Below are 15,771 nucleotides of genomic sequence, written 5' to 3'. Positions count from 1 at the left end.
GTTTAATGACAAAAGTGACGGGTAAAAGATTCGTAAGACGTTAAAGGAGGAATATAAAATGAAACCTGTTGTAAGAGAGTATTCAAATGATGAAACACTTCAACGAGATGTAGAGCAATTAAAAGAACTCGGTGTTGCAAGAGAGGACATTTATGTTCTGTCCCATGACGATGACCGAACAGAGCGTATTGCAAGTCATGCAGATGCCAATACGATAGGTCCAAGAGAAGTTGGACTTAAACATGCTGTTGGGAATATCTTTAGTAAAAAGGGCGATGAGCTCCGCAATAAAATTCAAGAGATTGGATTCACTAAAGAAGAAGCTGAAACATTTGAACAACACTTAGACGAGGGAAAAGTCCTTCTATTTGTAACAGATCATGAAAAAGTGAAAACCTGGGCCTAAACGCAAACTTTAAAAAGCCTCTTGACAAAGGGCTGAAATTTTTATTTTAGCCCTTTGTCTTCTTTTGAAGTCAAGGAAGGACGAGCACTGGAACGAAGCGAATTTGACATTCGTGAGCACCAGAGCGCAGACCTGACAAAGAATGCGAGAGTTGTCTACACGCTAAGCCTCTTACTTTTGTAAGGGGCTTTTTTTCATGTCTTCATGTTTAGATCAGACATCCATCTTTTTTACTGTAATAAGAAAGTTGAATGGATTGGAATAAACAGTAAATCATCTAATTGAAAATGTAGAAATACCAAAGAAAATCATCAAAAAACAGAAAAAATAGTCGAAATATCACAAATAACCACTCGGGAAATAATTATGATATATTTCATTTTTGTCTCAAAATGAAATAAAAATCTTGTGTAATTTAGTAGATAAATTTCTTAGTTCTATAGATTTAAATTGTATTTTTGTGTAGAAATTAGTGTTTTAAGGTCAAGAAACCACGAAAAATACCTGTATTTTCAATTAGAAAATTCATTCTAATATTTAGGAAATAATCTATTGACAAAATAATCTAAAAACAATATATTGGGCTTAATCCAGTCGTTATGGAATTAGTTGTTAAAAAATCTGGTAGGTTTACTCGAAGCATATTCTAGTGAAAGGTGGTGCATGCAACCAAAGGACAAGTGATTCTGAGGGATATACATGTTCTACTAGACTAGAGAAAATGATTTTTTACTTGAAGAAGAAACGGAAGAATGATAGTCGTTTTAAACAATAGTTTGAACTTTCTACTACGATCAATTTGCAAGAAGTATCAAAAAGATGTCAGTTCTTGTATAAGCCGAATAGAGGAATACAAAAGAGAAAGCGCTTTCATTTAAACCTTGATCAAGCAGTGAAGGAGGTGAACTCATATGAAAAAAAGAGACAACAAGCTGAGGCGCCGTATCTTGCGAATGGCTGCATGTGAGGATGAGTGCTGAAAAAGAAGAATGAACATGTGGGATGCTTCTCTTTTTTTAGAAAACAGATTTTTCTAGAAAATCCATCTTTCATTCTATCATAAGGCTTTTTGCTTGAAGACCATCATTGTCAGAAAAGGTGATTGTGAATTGAAGGAGGTCCCGTGATGAAAAAGGCTTTGTACCATGAAGACAGTGGGTTGTATTTAGAAAAAATGCGCATGGCATTTCAAGAACACTATGAGCAAAGAACAGATATGTGGTCCACTGATCCGTCATTAACGGACGCAGCTGTGATGTCATTAAAGGCATGGCGTTCAAGGGAAAAGGATGCACTTGCTTCTGTGCTGGATATCGGGTGCGGGAACGGCCGGGCACTTGAACATTTAAGCGGACTTTCAGCATATGTCGGCATTGATCTGTATGAGCATGAGGAGTGGGAAGGGTTAAAGAAAAAAGACACGATTTCTGTCCATTTCGTTCATCAGGATTTTATGTCATGGTCGAGTGATCAGGGGCGCGAGGTGCAGTTTTATTTAATTTTAGATCATGGCTGTTTTCACCATCAACATCCTGATGATCACGAACGTTACTTAAAGCAGGTCTCTTCTTTACTTCATGAAGGTGGCGTCTTTTCACTTGTTGTATGGGGAGAAGAGTGGAAAACAGGATTAATCGGAGAAGATGGCCGATTTCATTTTTCGTTTTCAGATTCTCAGCTTGGAGAAAGAATTTGTACATCAGGTCTTGAGCTTGTATCGATTGCACCATTAAAAGCAAAGGCCGGAATCAGCCAGCATCATGTCATTGCCGTCAAAATCTAGTACAAAGGAGGATAAACACGATGTATGAAGTGATGGTTCTTGGTGCAGGTTCAAGTCCAAGTGGCTTAAGTGCTGCAATCATTATAGCTGAAAAGAAGTATCATCTATTCATCAATGGTGAGTGGCGAGCCCAGCTGATACGCACTTATGTGACCAATAGCATATAAAGAACCAGAGCTTCTAGTAAAAGGTAGAAAGCAGCTCGAAGCTTACGGAGGTGTTCTTTTAAGAAAGGGCGTGCATGCTCCATTCAAGAATTACCGGATGGTGTCGCTGCTCTTACAGAGAATACAGCGTATGAAGCTCGATTTCTGCTCCTTTGTACTGGACAAAGGCCAGGTCGAAGAGTCGTCGTTCTTCAGGCATTTCTTTTACGAAGATAAAGGGACTTAAACGATGAGAGGCATCGCGCATCCATGGAGCGAATGTATGCACCCGGCATTTGTACAGGCATTTCCTCACAAGCCATGATTGCAGCTGGAAACGCGTGCCCAGGCTGAGGGAGTGTGCATATTCATCACTCCATCACTGCGCTGTCAAAATCGAATTGGGTGCAGTGATGAATAGGGGGGAGACAAATGAACAAGTTTGTAGCTGAATTACAATCAATGATTCATCATTTTTCATTTCAAGAAAAAAACTATTTGCTCGTGGGGCCAGTGAATCTGCCAATCTCTATTCAACATGAGGAAGTGCAGTTTAAATGGTATGCCTTTTCACCTGTTGAACCAGATACAAAGCCAACGATCGAATCCATTGTACAAATGAGTACCACGCAGCAAACATTTTCCTCTTGTCTCCTATTTGGCGACTTTGAAAATGAGGTACCTCCGCTTGTGCGAATTCATAGTGTCTGCCAAACAGGGGATGTGTTTGGGTCACTGAAATGTGATTGCGGTCCACAGCTTGCGTTATCGCTGAAGAAAATCACAGAACACGGAAAAGGCATGCTTGTGTATATGGCCAACCAAGAAGGGCGTTCCATTGGGCTGATGGCGAAAGCATTCACGTATAAATTACAGGAAATGAAACTGGATACGTTTGAGGCCAATCGCCTGATCGGCTGCGGAGATGATGATCGGCATTACGAGGAAGCTGCGGCTGTATTGCACTACTTAAACAAAGGGAAACCATTGCACCTGTTAACAAACAATCCAGATAAAGTCGACTCCATTGCTGCTTACGGGCTTCCAGTTTTACGATTTGATCATACGGTAGAAGCCTCTCTTTATAACGAAGCGTATTTAAAGGCAAAAGCAGCCTCAGGGCATATGGTCGATGAGAAGAAATTAATTAATCAGTAGATGAGTTTATTTAAAGAAGGCGGGAGAAAAGCGTGAAACCTGATATCAATTGGATTCAAATCCCAAGCGGCTATGCAACGATTGGAAGTAATGAAGAAGATATGAAAAAGGCATCAGAATTTTGGAAGGACAAGCTTCTCAATCCAGCCTATGGACGTGAGAAAAAATTTCAAAAATGGCTGTACAAAGAATTTCCATCCTATCAGCCGTATATCAATGAATTTTTTATCTCAGATACAGTCGTACCAAATGAATTGTATCAAAGCTATTGTGATGAAACAGGCCAGACTTATCCGGAAAGCTTAACGAACCCAGAGCTTGGTGGAGGAAAAGACCATCCAGCTTGGGGCATGGATATCGAGGAAGCCTTCTCGTTCTGTCAGTGGCTGAGCGGGAAGCTCGGATATGACGTTTCAATCCCTACTGAAGAAGAATGGGAGTATTCTGCCCGGGGTAACACGAGAAATCAATACCCGTGGGGAGATGAGTTCGATCCTTCTTGCTGCAATACGCACGAATCCAATATCGAAAAAACGACGCCTGTCCGTCATTACGAAAAGGGCAGATCCCTATTTGGACTTTATGATATGGGAGGCAATGTCGAGGAATGGGTCAACACCAAATATCACGTATATGAAGGCGGGATCGAGGTCGTAGATGATTTAACGGAAACAATCGGCAGCGATTACTACATTCTAAAAGGCGGCTCCTTCGCAAGAGGCGGAGATTTATGCAGAGTCGCAAGAAGACACGGGAAGCACCCAGACCCCGTTTTTCGATTTACTGGTTTTCGTCTAGTTACTCGTCAAAAAAACATATAAAGATAGGAGTGTAAAACCATGCATAGAGGACCAATTACATCTGTTTTATCTACTGAGCATGACCAAATTGTCTACACTGGCGGCTATGACCGCTGTATTTATAAGTGGGACCGGGAAACAGGAGAAGGAACGTTTATCGGGAGTCACGAGCATATCATTAACTCTTTATCTCTTTCTGAAAGTGGAAAGTATCTAGCGAGTGCATCGTCAGACTATACCATTCAATTGTATGATACAGGCACACAGACACGAATTCGTACGCTGTTTGGTCATGCGGATGATGTGGAAGCCGTCGCCTTTGCCAAACAGGATACCTTGCTAGTATCGGTATCTAGAGATAGAAGATGCTTAGTATGGGATATCGAAACAGGAGCCATCTTACGAGAATTCCATGGACATAGCAAAGATGTATTAGCTGTATGGATACATGGGGATAAAGCTTATACAACAGGTGATGATGGCTATGTCCTTGTTTGGCTGTATGATACAGGAGAAATTGTGGGGGAAATTGGCCCATTTGATTATGAGCTGGACACAATCAGCGGCAGCAATCAAAAAGAAGTGTTTGCACTTGGCAGAGATGATGGCACCGTCATCATATATGATGCGAACACTTTACAGGAGAAAAAAATCATCAAAGCCCATTTACAGGGTGTAAAGCGTGTGAATTTTTCTCCGAGCGGAGATTACTTGCTGACAGCAGGCTATGACCATTTAATTAAGCTGTGGAATTATGAAACGGGAGATTTAATCGATACGCTGCTGCCTCATAAATATCAATGGGAGCGCTCGCTTGTCTGGACAGAGGATGAGAAGGCCATCCTAGGAGCCAGCTTTGGGAAAACGTATTGTGAATGGTCGATTGAAGAGGGAAAAGTCATATCTGATGAGATTGAACTGGCGACACCGTCTATTAATGATATTGCGTTGACTGATACGGGTGACATCATCACCGCATCAGATGACGGAAAATTCAGAAAAAACGGGATCGAAATCGCAAAATCGACAGGCGTTTTAACAAATGGGGTGGCTGTCGCACGGGATGGAAGCTATTATGCTTGGGGAGATCATGCAAGTCAAGTGCACATTGTACACGAATCATTACAGCAAATGGTCTCTTTTGATCTCAACACAGGCCCAGTCAACAGTGTGTATTTCCACGAGGAGGACCGGCAATTCTATATTGGAACTTACGGCGGTTATGTGCATGTCATTTCGACGGAACACTTAAAGGAAATCGGCCGTTCCAAAGCACATGATTGTGCGGTCAAAGCATTAAAGGTAGAAGGAGATCATATCATCACCGCTGCGGTTGAAGGGACCATCTGTCTTCTAGATAAAAAGAGTTTGTCCTTAAAAGCGGAATATATCGGTGCGACAGAGCTATTAAATGATGTATTTATTGATAGCAAAAGAGACCGCATTGCCATTGTCAGCCGTGACAAGAATGTCAGATTGTTTGATTTGCATACAGGTAGAATTTTAGACCAGCACAATGAGCATCAATATTCCATTAAATCAGTCACTGTCACAGATTCTGGCTATATTGTGAGCGGAGATTATTGGGGATACATCGTTGTGTGGAATCCAGAGTTACATGTGAATACTGGTCCAATCAGAATTGCCAAGAATGGGATTAGTGCAATCAGACAATTAGGTAATGATGTATATGCAAGCTCATATGACGGCGGTATTTATCACATTAGAGAAGATGGTACGCATACGGAAGTACTGCGCTTATTTGAACAATTTCCGAAAGAAGTAATCTCTCATTAAGAAAAAGAATGTAAGCGGGGGATTCTCATGATAAGTGTTTGCAAGGAACATATGAAAAAGGGTCTGACTGTACTCAATTGTCCGCATGTGCTCCTCATTAATAAATATGAATTACGCAAATGCTGTTTCTGTAAACAACGAGCATCGTATAAACTGTTTTATTCCTTGCCTTACTATGATCGATCTGAAAAGAAACGGATGGAAAAAATTTAGCACATGAGAATAGAACTCCTTCATTTTCCTGAAGGAGTTCTTTCCCTTGAAAGAGAAGAAAGGAGCCACAGATGAAAGACGATGTTTTTTATATGAAGCTGGCCATTGCCAACGCAAAGGCAATGAAAGGACAAACCTCACCCAATCCGCTTGTCGGTGCAGTGATTGTTCTACGCGGGGAGATCGTTGGGATTGGTGCTCACTTGAAGGCAGGTGAGCCGCATGCTGAAATTCATGCGCTGCAAATGGCAGGAGAAAAGGCGAAGGGGGCTGACATGTATGTGACACTCGAACCTTGTACGCATCAAGGAAAAACGGGTCCTTGCACAAAAGCCATCATCAAGAGCGGTGTGAAACGTGTGGTCATTGGCACTCAAGATCCGAATCCGCTTGTAGCAGGTAAAGGGATGACCATGTTGAAAGAAGCAGGGTTAGAAGTAGAAGAAGGAATATGTAAACAGGAAGCAGACCGCTTAAATTTGCCTTTTTTTCATTTGATTCAATCAGACCTTCCGTATGTCATATTAAAATCAGCTATTTCAATAGATGGGAAAATTGCAACGGCTTATCAAGAAAGCAAATGGATCACCGGAACAGAAGCGAGAACGGAAGTGCAGCTTTTACGTCAAGAAGCAGATGCGGTGATTACAGGAGTTGAAACGATTATTCAAGATGATGCAGGTTTAATTGTGAAGGATTCATTCATCACTCAGCCCATTCGTGTCATTTTAGATTCAACATTAAGGATCCCGCTTCATGCAAAATGTTTAACAGATCATATGGCAGAAACCATTATTTGTACCTCACGAATGTACGATCAAAAAAAGTATGATCAGCTTGTGCAAAAAGGGTATGAAGTATTTGTCACAAACGGGGAACAACGGACAGATCTTCAAGATGTGTTACACATGTTAAAGAAGCGCTCTGTGATGTCAGTACTTGTTGAGGCAGGAGGCAGTGTGAGTGCGTCATTTTTAGAAGCGTCACTTGTGAATGAAGCTGTTATTTATATGGCACCTTTATTGATTGGCGGGAAAGATGCACCTACTATGTTTGAAGGAAAAGGAATAAAAAAACTAAAAGAGGCGATCCGTCCAGCGGATATTGACTATAGTATGGTAGGAAAGGATTTAAAAATGACGATGAGATTTCAATGAAGAAAAGACCTTGTGCATGGAGTGCAAGGTCTTTTCAATATTTCTAAATAAAATGAAAAGTGTACATACACCTTTCCCCATATGGATGAATACGATGGATAGGGGGGATTCTATGAGAAGATGTAGACAGTGCAGAAAAACATATCCAGCTCATTCGGCCGACCACTACCAAAATGGAAGCTGGTATGATGCGTATAAGGATAATGGATGGGTATGTGATAGTTGTAAGAGTGGAAAACCTGAAAAGTCAGTGGAAAATCTTTGTTGCGGACAGGATCCATGTGTTTGTGGAATACAAGGTTTGCCAGGAAGGGGGGATGGAAAAGGCTCAGCAGGCCCAGTAGATGTAGGGTTAACCCGAATTGTGAATTTTGATCCAGCGGTAGCAGCGACCTATCCACTAGATCAAGTTGTGACATACAATGGCAGTACATATAAAGTGAATAAAGCTCTGCCATCAGGAACACCAAGTACATCGGCCGATTACACGCTATTAGCTGCTGCAGGTTCAGCGGGAGTAAAGGGAGACAAAGGTTCAACTGGTGCAACCGGAATAGGGTTAATTGGAATAGTGGATTTTGATCTAGAGACGGTTTCGACACATACATTAGGTCAAATTGTGACATACAAGGGTAGTACGTATATGGTGAATACAGCATCGCCAATGGGTACCCCAGATACATCTCCAGATTATACGTTATTAGCAGGCGCTGGCAACACGGGAGTAACGGGAGCAACAGGGGATACCGGAGCGACAGGGGTAACTGGTGCGGCAGGAGATACCGGATCGACAGGAGTAACGGGAGCGACAGGAGTAACGGGTGCGACAGGAGTAACGGGAGCGGCAGGAGTAACGGGAGCGACAGGAGTAACGGGAGAAAGAGGAGTAACCGGCGCTACCGGAAAAACAGGAAAAGCAGGAAAAGCAGGGAAAACAGGAGCCACCGGAGCCACTGGTTCAACAGGTGTCACAGGATCGAGTGCGATTATCCCATTTGCATCAGGAACTCCTGCTGTTTTGACGACAATCGGAGGCGGTCTAGTCGGGACATCTAGCTTGGTTGGATTTGGTAACTCAGCGACAGGTGTCAGCATTGTAGGTGGGATCATTGATTTAACAGGAGCCGCAGGAACTTTATTAAACATGGCATTTTCTGTACCGAGAGCTGGTACCATTACTTCATTTGCCGGCTATTTTAGTACGACAGCAGCACTTTCTTTAGTCGGCACAAACATCACAGTGACAGCTAGCTTATTTGCTTCACCGACACCAGATAACAGCTTCACTCAAGTAGCGAGCGTCACATTGGCTCCAGACTTAACAGGGATTTTATCGATAGGTGCTATTTCAAACGGCATCGCTACCGGCCTGAATGTGCCAGTTACACCGGAAACAAGATTACTGGTTGTATTCTCTGCGACTGCAACAGGCTTATCTTTAATTAACACCGTAGCAGGCTATGCGAGTGCTGGTTTATCCATCACGTAATCAACAAACAGGGATGACTTGATTTGAGTCGTCCTTTTTTGTTTGAATGAATTTTCTCTCAACTTCGTAAGAAAAAATGATATGATTTTCTTAGAGTTTATTCGATGAATCTATTTGAATTAGGGGTTGTGGCGGTGAGGATGGGCAAAAGGAAAGTCACTTTACAAACGAAAATATTGGGATTAATTATCGGGCTTTTGCTTGTTGTCATTGCTTTATTGACCATTTGTTTTGGTTTTTTGCAGACAGCAGAAAGGCAGGGACAAGCTGAACAGCTGGCAGTGCAAACCGCTAGAACGATATCATATATGCCGCCAATTAAAGCATCGGTAGCCGCATCAGCATCTCAGAATGAAGAACAGGCAGTGCTCGAGCAAATGAAGGAGCAAGTAAGAGCACATGCCATCTTAATCACCAATCAAAAAGGAAAGGTCCTTTTTCATACGAATCATGAGCATGTTGGAAAAACCATCAGTGTATCTGAAGGAAGGAGTACCCTGCTATTTGGAGGAACCTCCATATCGACGGGTGATTCTGCTGGTGAAATCGTTGTCAGGGGCAGTGCCCCGATTATGAAAGAAGCAGGACAGCATGAAGAAATTATTGGGACAGTCACTGTTGAATTTTTAAAAAGAGAAATCGATCAAGCGACAGCCCATCAACTATTCAAATTGAGTTATATCGCCCTTCTTGTTTTGCTGCCTGGCATATTCGGTGCCATTTTTTTAACAAAGAGTATTCGCAAAGATACATTAGGGCTTGAACCGCATGAAATTGCTTCATTATATCGAGAAAGAGAAGCGATGCTGCATGCCATCAAAGAAGGAATCATTGCGTTTGACCGTAAAGGTGCGATTACGATGATGAATACGTCAGCTGAACACATGCTGCGTGCTTCTTCAGCGCTGCCGCTTCATATTGACCAAGTCTTGCCAAATACCAATCTTCTTTCCTATTTAAAGGCAGAGACGATTGAACCTAACATCGAAACCGTCGTCAATGATAAAACCTTTGTGTTAAATGTGAAAAAAGTGGTGCAGGACCATAGAGTATTCGGGGGAATTGTGAGCTTTCGAGAGAAAACAGAGCTGACAAAGCTGCTGGATACATTGACAGAGGTAAGCCAATATTCAGAAGACCTTAGAGCACAAACACACGAGTTCTCAAATAAGCTGTACGCCATTTTAGGCTTGCTTGAGCTGAAACAAGTGGATGAAGCCATCGACTTAATTAAGGAAGAATATACGCTTCAAAATCGTCAGCACGATTTACTCATGAAGCAAATTCGCTCTCCGAAGATACAAGCCATTTTACTCGGAAAGTTAGGCAAGGCATCTGAGAAGAAGGTCCATTTCCATATTGATGAAAATAGTTCATTGGAGCCGCTTCCAGCTCATTTGAGTTTATCTCACTTTATCACCATTATTGGCAATCTCGTAGACAATGCCTTTGAGGCCGTATTGAATAAGGAAAAGCGAGAGGTAGGCCTGTTCATCACAGATATTGGATTTGATATTATCATAGAGGTTTCTGATTCAGGTGATGGGGTGAATGAAAAAGAACTGTCACATCTTTTCACAAGAGGTCATTCATCAAAGGGAGAAGGGCGAGGCTACGGACTAGCTAATGTGAAAGAAGTATTAGATGAACTTGGGGGCTGGATTGAAGTAACGAACCAAAAAGAAGGCGGTGCCATCTTCACTGTATACATACCGAAAGGCACAAAGGGGGAATAGATTGTGATAAAGGTACTCATTGCGGAGGATGATTTTCGAATCGCTGCCATTCATGAAACCTATATACAAAAGATACAAGGCTTTCAAGTCGCTGGAAAGGCAAAGAGTGCAAATGATATGTGGGAGGCACTCCAAAAAGAACAGGTCGATCTCATTTTGCTTGACGTGTATATGCCTGATGAGCTCGGCACAAACCTTTTGCCGCTTTTAAGAGAACGTTATCCTGAAGTAGATGTCATCATTATTACTGCTGCAACGGAAACAATGCTTCTAAGAGATGCCCTTCATTATGGAGTGGTTCATTATTTAATTAAACCGGTGACAGCCCAAAAATTCACGCAAGTCTTAACCGAATATAAAGAAAAGAAGGACTTGATCAATTCAAAGGATGAAGTCAATCAAACAATGATTGATCTGTTTTTTGGCCATATGCAGGAAGAACCAAAACAAAAGGGTGACCGAGACCTGCCAACAGGCATTAATTCACTGACCTTGGACAAAGTGAAAACACTGATGGCATCAGAGAATAGCGGGATTACAGCGGAAGAACTCGGAGAAAAAATGGGCGTATCACGTACAACAGCGAGACGTTACGTAGAATATCTCGTTACAACGGGAGAATGCCGGGCAGAGCTTGCGTACGGGATCATTGGCAGACCAGAACGAAGATATTATTCTGCCAAAAAGCAAGCGGAGTCATAAAAGATGAAAAAAGGAATACTTCTTGTCATCATGATCTGCCTTTGTATGTCGCTCACCTTTAATGAAAAAACAGCAGAACATTCTTTCCAGCAGCGCAGTCCATTATATATTGTGGTGTCAGGTGTGCCTGACGGTGGATTTGACCAAACGGCTCAGGTGATGAAATCAGTGCTTGAACAAGAGAAGCTGGTGAAACGGCCTGTGAATATCCTTTATCAAAGAGACGGAACGGTGGATAAAGGATGGACGTATATGATGGAGCAAGATGCCAATTATATTAGTTTAAATTCAAGCTTATTATTGAGCCGTAATTTGCTTGGCAGCAGTAACGTAACAATGAATGATGTAACACCACTCGCCATTCTTGCTGAAGAGTGGCAGGTCGTCGCAGTCCCTGTAAATTCTCCTTTCTCAAATGGAAAGGAACTGTTAAACACACTAAAGAAAAAACCAGATTCTTTAAAGATTGGTTTTGCCCCTGACTTTGGGAATGACGATCAAATCTCGTTCGCCCGGGCAGCAGAAATGGCAGGGATTGACCCTTACCGCATTCAATTTTTGAAATTTGACAGTGCAGATGATTTATTTCAGGCGCTCATTGACCATGAGGTGGATGCAGCAACGACTACTATTACAGAGGTGCGTCATGATTATGAAAAGAAGAGGCTAAAACTCATAGCGACCACAACCAATAAGCGATTAGAGGGCTTTGAAGATGTGCCTACATGGAAAGAGCAAGGAATCCCGCTCATCTTTTCTCATTGGCGCGGTGTCATGGGACCTAAGCAAATGAATCAGCACGAGATTCGTGAATGGGATCAGCTTCTTCAAAAAATGACGCAAACCGAGTCCTGGAAAAAGCAGTTAAAACAAAAAGGCTGGACAAGTCGTTATATGAACAGTAAAGAGGCAAAGGTCTTTATGGAAGATCAATTAAGGCGTTATGAGCAATTCATACAAGGAGAAAAAGCGGTCGAGTGAGGCCGCTTTTTTATATGGCATCAAAAAGAACAACGGTTGCACAAAATGAACAAAAAGCATTTATCGACCGAAAAAGAATTAAAATTCATAATATTTACTTCAATTTCAACGTCAGATATGATGACAGAAAGGGTTGGAAATGGGATACCAATAATTAATGAAAGCGTATACAACATAAGGGGTGAATAAAGTGTTAGCAATCTTAGGATTTCTTATGATGATTGTATTTATGGTTTTGATTATGACGAAACGTATGTCTGTTCTAACGGCATTGGTATTAACACCAATTGCATTTGCTCTTATTGCAGGCTTTCATTTCACTGAAATTTCAGACATGATTGTCAAAGGTGTGCAGCAAGTCGCTCCGACAGCTGTCATGATTATGTTTGCCATTTTGTACTTCGGCATTATGATTGATGCGGGTTTATTTGATCCGATGGTGGCGAAAATCTTAAAAATCGTCAAAGGCGACCCATTAAAAATTATTGTCGGAACAGCTGTCCTGACCATGCTTGTCGCACTTGATGGTGACGGGACAACGACGTACATGATTACAACAACAGCGATGCTTCCGTTATTTACGCTGCTTGGCATCCGGCCGATTATTTTAGCAGGTATTGCGGGTGTTGGCATGGGGATTATGAATACGATTCCATGGGGCGGTGCAACACCTAGAGCGGCAAGTGCACTTGGCGTTGATCCATCACTTTTATTTGGCCCGATGATTCCAGTCATTGGCGCAGGGGTTTTGAGTATGATGATTGTCTCTTATTTTCTTGGAAAAGCCGAAAGAAAACGCCTTGGTGTGATTGAACTTGACCAGCCGATCCATGCAAATGAAATGGCAGCGGCACTGCAAGATGACATCAAACGCCCGAAACTTTGGTGGTTTAACCTGGCGCTTACTTTGTTATTGGTGCTATTGCTTGTGTCAGGAAAAGTCAGCCTAACCGTTCTATTTGTTCTTGCTTTCTGTGTGGCGATTATCGTGAACTATCCAAATTTAGATCAGCAGCGTGAGCGGATTGCGGCTCATTCAACAAACGTGTTAGCGATTGCTTCTATGATTTTTGCGGCAGGTGTTTTTACAGGTATTTTAACTGGGACGAAAATGGTCGATGAAATGGCGATTTCGATTGTATCTGCTATTCCAGAGCAGCTTGGCGGATTTATTCCAGTCATTGTCGCGTTAACAAGCGGGATATTTACTTTCTTTATGCCGAATGATGCATACTTTTATGGGGTACTGCCGATCCTATCAGAAACAGCGGCAGCATACGGTGTCGATAAAATTGAGATTGCCAGAGCGTCTATTATTGGTCAGCCGATTCATATGTTAAGTCCACTTGTTCCATCGACTCATTTACTTGTTGGACTTGTTGGGGTATCACTGGATCGTCATCAGAAATTTGGGATGAAATGGGCTGTGCTTGCGGTCGTCGCCATGACCGTCATGGCGGTTCTCATTGGAGCCATTTCCATTTGGTGAATAGAAGAGTGTCCTGCTGTATAGAGCAGGCACTTTTTTTTAGGTCATATTGCCGGGCGAGCTCCATTCATTTGCCCTATACAAAGAAATGCCTGTTCCTCCAAAAGATATATTTTTGAAAAATACTGACACTTTGTCTGTTTTTTTCTTTATAATGCAAATCAACGAAGGGAGAGGATAGCATGTCCAAACGAAAAGGAACAATTCTTTTTGCTGCTGTATGCCTCATAACAGGCAGTTTGTCGATGATGACTCCAGCCTCAGCAAACGCAGACACCCCTTATTATGGAAAAAGTTATGAACAGCCAGCCTCAGTCAAAAAGCTATACCCTGAGCCTGACGAGACGTTCGACACACCTGCCTTTCAGAAAAAAGGAGACACATTTACGACTCAAGAAGAGCTTCAACATTTCTTACGTGACATTGTCCGCAAAAGTCCTTACGCCACGCAGAAACAGATTGGAACATCCATTGATGGCCGGTCTATTCCAGCTCTCTACTTTACAAAGGATCGTCACATCTCTCCACTTTCAAAAAAGCCAACGATCTGGCTTCAAGCACAAATACACGGAAATGAGCCAGCCTCCGGCGAATCTGCTCTTGTTATCGCGAAACGACTAGCAGGTGAAGAAGGAGAGCGTGTACTCAATCATGTCAATATCATCATCGTCCCAAGGATCAACCCAGATGGTTCATATGCCTTTGACCGCAGGCTTGCAAACGGAATGGACGGGAACCGTGATCATATGACATTAGAATCTCCAGAACTCACAGCCTTGCATCAAGAATTTAATCGTTATGCGCCAGAGGTGGTCATTGATGCCCATGAATACGATGTAGGCCAAAAGCAGTTTGAAGATGTTGGCTCATCAGGCGCCCTCAAATATCATGATTTACTCATTTTATCGGGTAAGAATTTGAACATTCCTGAAAGCATTCGTCTGACATCAAATGAGTTGTATGTGAACGGAGTTCGGGAAACGCTGACGAACAAAGGATTTTCTAATGACCTATATTATACAAACACAAGAGGGAAGGATGGAAAGATCGATCTCTATGAAGGCGGAACGGATGCACGAATTGGCCGAAATGCCCTTGCACTCTCGCCAGCTATATCATTTCTTGTAGAAAGCAGGGGGATTGGAATTGGAAGGGAGGACTTTGCCCGCCGCGTCGCAGCACAAGTCACCACTCATGAAAAAATCATTGAGACAACGGTGAAGCATGCCAAACAAGTCAAGCAGCAAATGGTGACGGAGCGGCTGAAACTGGTGAAAAAGGGTCTTCAAACAAACGATGACGATCAAGTGGTCATTCAAGATGATTTCAAAGCACCTGTGAACGATTCACTCGAAATGGTGGATATTGAGAAAGGACAGACCATCGATGTCCCTGTGCGTTTTCATAGTGCGAGCGATGCAGTTCCCGTATTGACAAGAGAGCGACCGACAGCTTATCTCATTCTCCCAGGTCATGAAGGGGTAGAGAGGAAGCTCAGAACATTAGGATTAAAAAGTGTCACATTGCCTGTTGGCGTGAAAGTGCCAGTACAAGCCTATCAGGTGACACAGCGAGAGGAAAAGAGCAAAACAGACATTCAGCTTGAAACAAGACTCGTTGAAAAGAAACGTCAGCTGCCAAAAGGAACCAAGGTGTATTTGACAGCACAGCCACAAACCAATTTGCTGTCACTTGCCCTTGAACCAGAATCAAAAGATAGCTATATGTCATCAGGGTTTATTGCTTCGAAAGCAGGCGATGAACTGCCAGTCTATCGTTTCTTGCTTCATCAGAAGACGTTAGGGATCAAATAAAAAAGCGGCACGCATTGTGCCGCTCAGGCTGTCGAGAAAATCTCGACAGCTTTATTTTTTTCTTAAAATTTACATCTCCTCATTTTATAATAGAGAAAAG

13 protein-coding genes are annotated in these 15,771 nt (G+C 42.3%); all 13 read left to right on the top strand.

Going from position 1 to position 15,771, the window contains the following annotated elements; all coding sequences use genetic code 11:
• Positions 1-58: 58 nt before the first annotated feature.
• The 13 genes from R0K30_RS19740 (at position 59) to R0K30_RS19680 (ending at position 15,671) form a co-directional block, all read left to right on the top strand.
• Positions 59-406, top strand: coding sequence for a YflT domain-containing protein (locus tag R0K30_RS19740; protein WP_410612411.1), 348 nt, complete (start codon positions 59-61; stop codon positions 404-406).
• Positions 407-1,532: 1,126 nt separating this feature from the next.
• Positions 1,533-2,189, top strand: a complete 657-nt coding sequence (locus R0K30_RS19735) for a class I SAM-dependent methyltransferase (RefSeq protein WP_410612409.1) — start codon at positions 1,533-1,535, stop codon at positions 2,187-2,189.
• 20 nt (positions 2,190-2,209) lie between these two features.
• Positions 2,210-2,356, top strand: coding sequence for a hypothetical protein (locus tag R0K30_RS19730; RefSeq protein ID WP_180275520.1), 147 nt, complete (start codon positions 2,210-2,212; stop codon positions 2,354-2,356).
• Positions 2,357-2,767: 411 nt separating this feature from the next.
• A complete protein-coding gene (locus R0K30_RS19725) occupies positions 2,768-3,493 on the top strand; it encodes a GTP cyclohydrolase II (RefSeq protein WP_099727697.1) in 726 nt (241 codons plus the stop codon).
• Between the two features lie 32 nt (positions 3,494-3,525).
• Complete coding sequence (locus R0K30_RS19720; protein ID WP_367308191.1) at positions 3,526-4,314, top strand: formylglycine-generating enzyme family protein; 789 nt, start codon at positions 3,526-3,528, stop codon at positions 4,312-4,314.
• An 18-nt stretch (positions 4,315-4,332) separates the two neighbouring features.
• On the top strand, positions 4,333-6,090 hold the full coding sequence (locus R0K30_RS19715; RefSeq protein ID WP_249705278.1) for a WD40 repeat domain-containing protein: 1,758 nt from the start codon (positions 4,333-4,335) through the stop codon (positions 6,088-6,090).
• A 284-nt stretch (positions 6,091-6,374) separates the two neighbouring features.
• Complete coding sequence (gene ribD, locus R0K30_RS19710) at positions 6,375-7,460, top strand: bifunctional diaminohydroxyphosphoribosylaminopyrimidine deaminase/5-amino-6-(5-phosphoribosylamino)uracil reductase RibD (protein WP_410612405.1); 1,086 nt, start codon at positions 6,375-6,377, stop codon at positions 7,458-7,460.
• A gap of 112 nt (positions 7,461-7,572) precedes the next feature.
• Complete coding sequence (locus R0K30_RS19705) at positions 7,573-8,949, top strand: exosporium glycoprotein BclB-related protein (RefSeq protein ID WP_410612403.1); 1,377 nt, start codon at positions 7,573-7,575, stop codon at positions 8,947-8,949.
• Between the two features lie 140 nt (positions 8,950-9,089).
• Positions 9,090-10,685 carry a sensor histidine kinase gene (locus tag R0K30_RS19700; RefSeq protein ID WP_410612422.1) on the top strand — a complete coding sequence of 532 codons (1,596 nt, stop codon included), beginning with the start codon at positions 9,090-9,092 and terminating at the stop codon, positions 10,683-10,685.
• 3 nt (positions 10,686-10,688) lie between these two features.
• Positions 10,689-11,387, top strand: a complete 699-nt coding sequence (locus R0K30_RS19695; protein ID WP_230031717.1) for a response regulator — start codon at positions 10,689-10,691, stop codon at positions 11,385-11,387.
• A 3-nt stretch (positions 11,388-11,390) separates the two neighbouring features.
• On the top strand, positions 11,391-12,368 hold the full coding sequence (locus R0K30_RS19690) for a tripartite tricarboxylate transporter substrate-binding protein (protein WP_099727692.1): 978 nt from the start codon (positions 11,391-11,393) through the stop codon (positions 12,366-12,368).
• Positions 12,369-12,558: 190 nt separating this feature from the next.
• Positions 12,559-13,857 carry an Mg(2+)/citrate complex secondary transporter CitM gene (gene citM, locus R0K30_RS19685; protein ID WP_099727691.1) on the top strand — a complete coding sequence of 433 codons (1,299 nt, stop codon included), beginning with the start codon at positions 12,559-12,561 and terminating at the stop codon, positions 13,855-13,857.
• Positions 13,858-14,039: 182 nt separating this feature from the next.
• Entirely contained in the window at positions 14,040-15,671 is a 1,632-nt protein-coding gene (locus R0K30_RS19680) for a M14 family metallopeptidase (RefSeq protein WP_099727690.1), read from the top strand.
• Positions 15,672-15,771 lie beyond the last annotated feature (100 nt).

The sequence above is a fragment of the Bacillus sp. SIMBA_154 genome, from assembly GCF_046536015.1.
In the GTDB taxonomy this organism is placed as follows: domain Bacteria; phylum Bacillota; class Bacilli; order Bacillales; family Bacillaceae; genus Bacillus; species Bacillus pumilus_P.
The sequence above is the reverse complement of the archived record's forward strand: the minus strand, read 5'-3'. Positions and strand labels throughout refer to the sequence as shown.

Excerpts from the sequence above, each read along its gene's own strand:
- R0K30_RS19740 (WP_410612411.1), top strand. The coding sequence starts at position 59 with ATGAAACCTGTTGTAAGAGAGTATTCAAATGATGAAACACTTCAACGA.
- R0K30_RS19735 (WP_410612409.1), top strand. The coding sequence starts at position 1,533 with ATGAAAAAGGCTTTGTACCATGAAGACAGTGGGTTGTATTTAGAAAAA.
- R0K30_RS19730 (WP_180275520.1), top strand. The coding sequence starts at position 2,210 with ATGTATGAAGTGATGGTTCTTGGTGCAGGTTCAAGTCCAAGTGGCTTA.
- R0K30_RS19725 (WP_099727697.1), top strand. The coding sequence starts at position 2,768 with ATGAACAAGTTTGTAGCTGAATTACAATCAATGATTCATCATTTTTCA.
- R0K30_RS19715 (WP_249705278.1), top strand. The coding sequence starts at position 4,333 with ATGCATAGAGGACCAATTACATCTGTTTTATCTACTGAGCATGACCAA.
- ribD (WP_410612405.1), top strand. The coding sequence starts at position 6,375 with ATGAAAGACGATGTTTTTTATATGAAGCTGGCCATTGCCAACGCAAAG.
- R0K30_RS19705 (WP_410612403.1), top strand. The coding sequence starts at position 7,573 with ATGAGAAGATGTAGACAGTGCAGAAAAACATATCCAGCTCATTCGGCC.
- R0K30_RS19700 (WP_410612422.1), top strand. The coding sequence starts at position 9,090 with ATGGGCAAAAGGAAAGTCACTTTACAAACGAAAATATTGGGATTAATT.
- R0K30_RS19690 (WP_099727692.1), top strand. The coding sequence starts at position 11,391 with ATGAAAAAAGGAATACTTCTTGTCATCATGATCTGCCTTTGTATGTCG.
- R0K30_RS19680 (WP_099727690.1), top strand. The coding sequence starts at position 14,040 with ATGTCCAAACGAAAAGGAACAATTCTTTTTGCTGCTGTATGCCTCATA.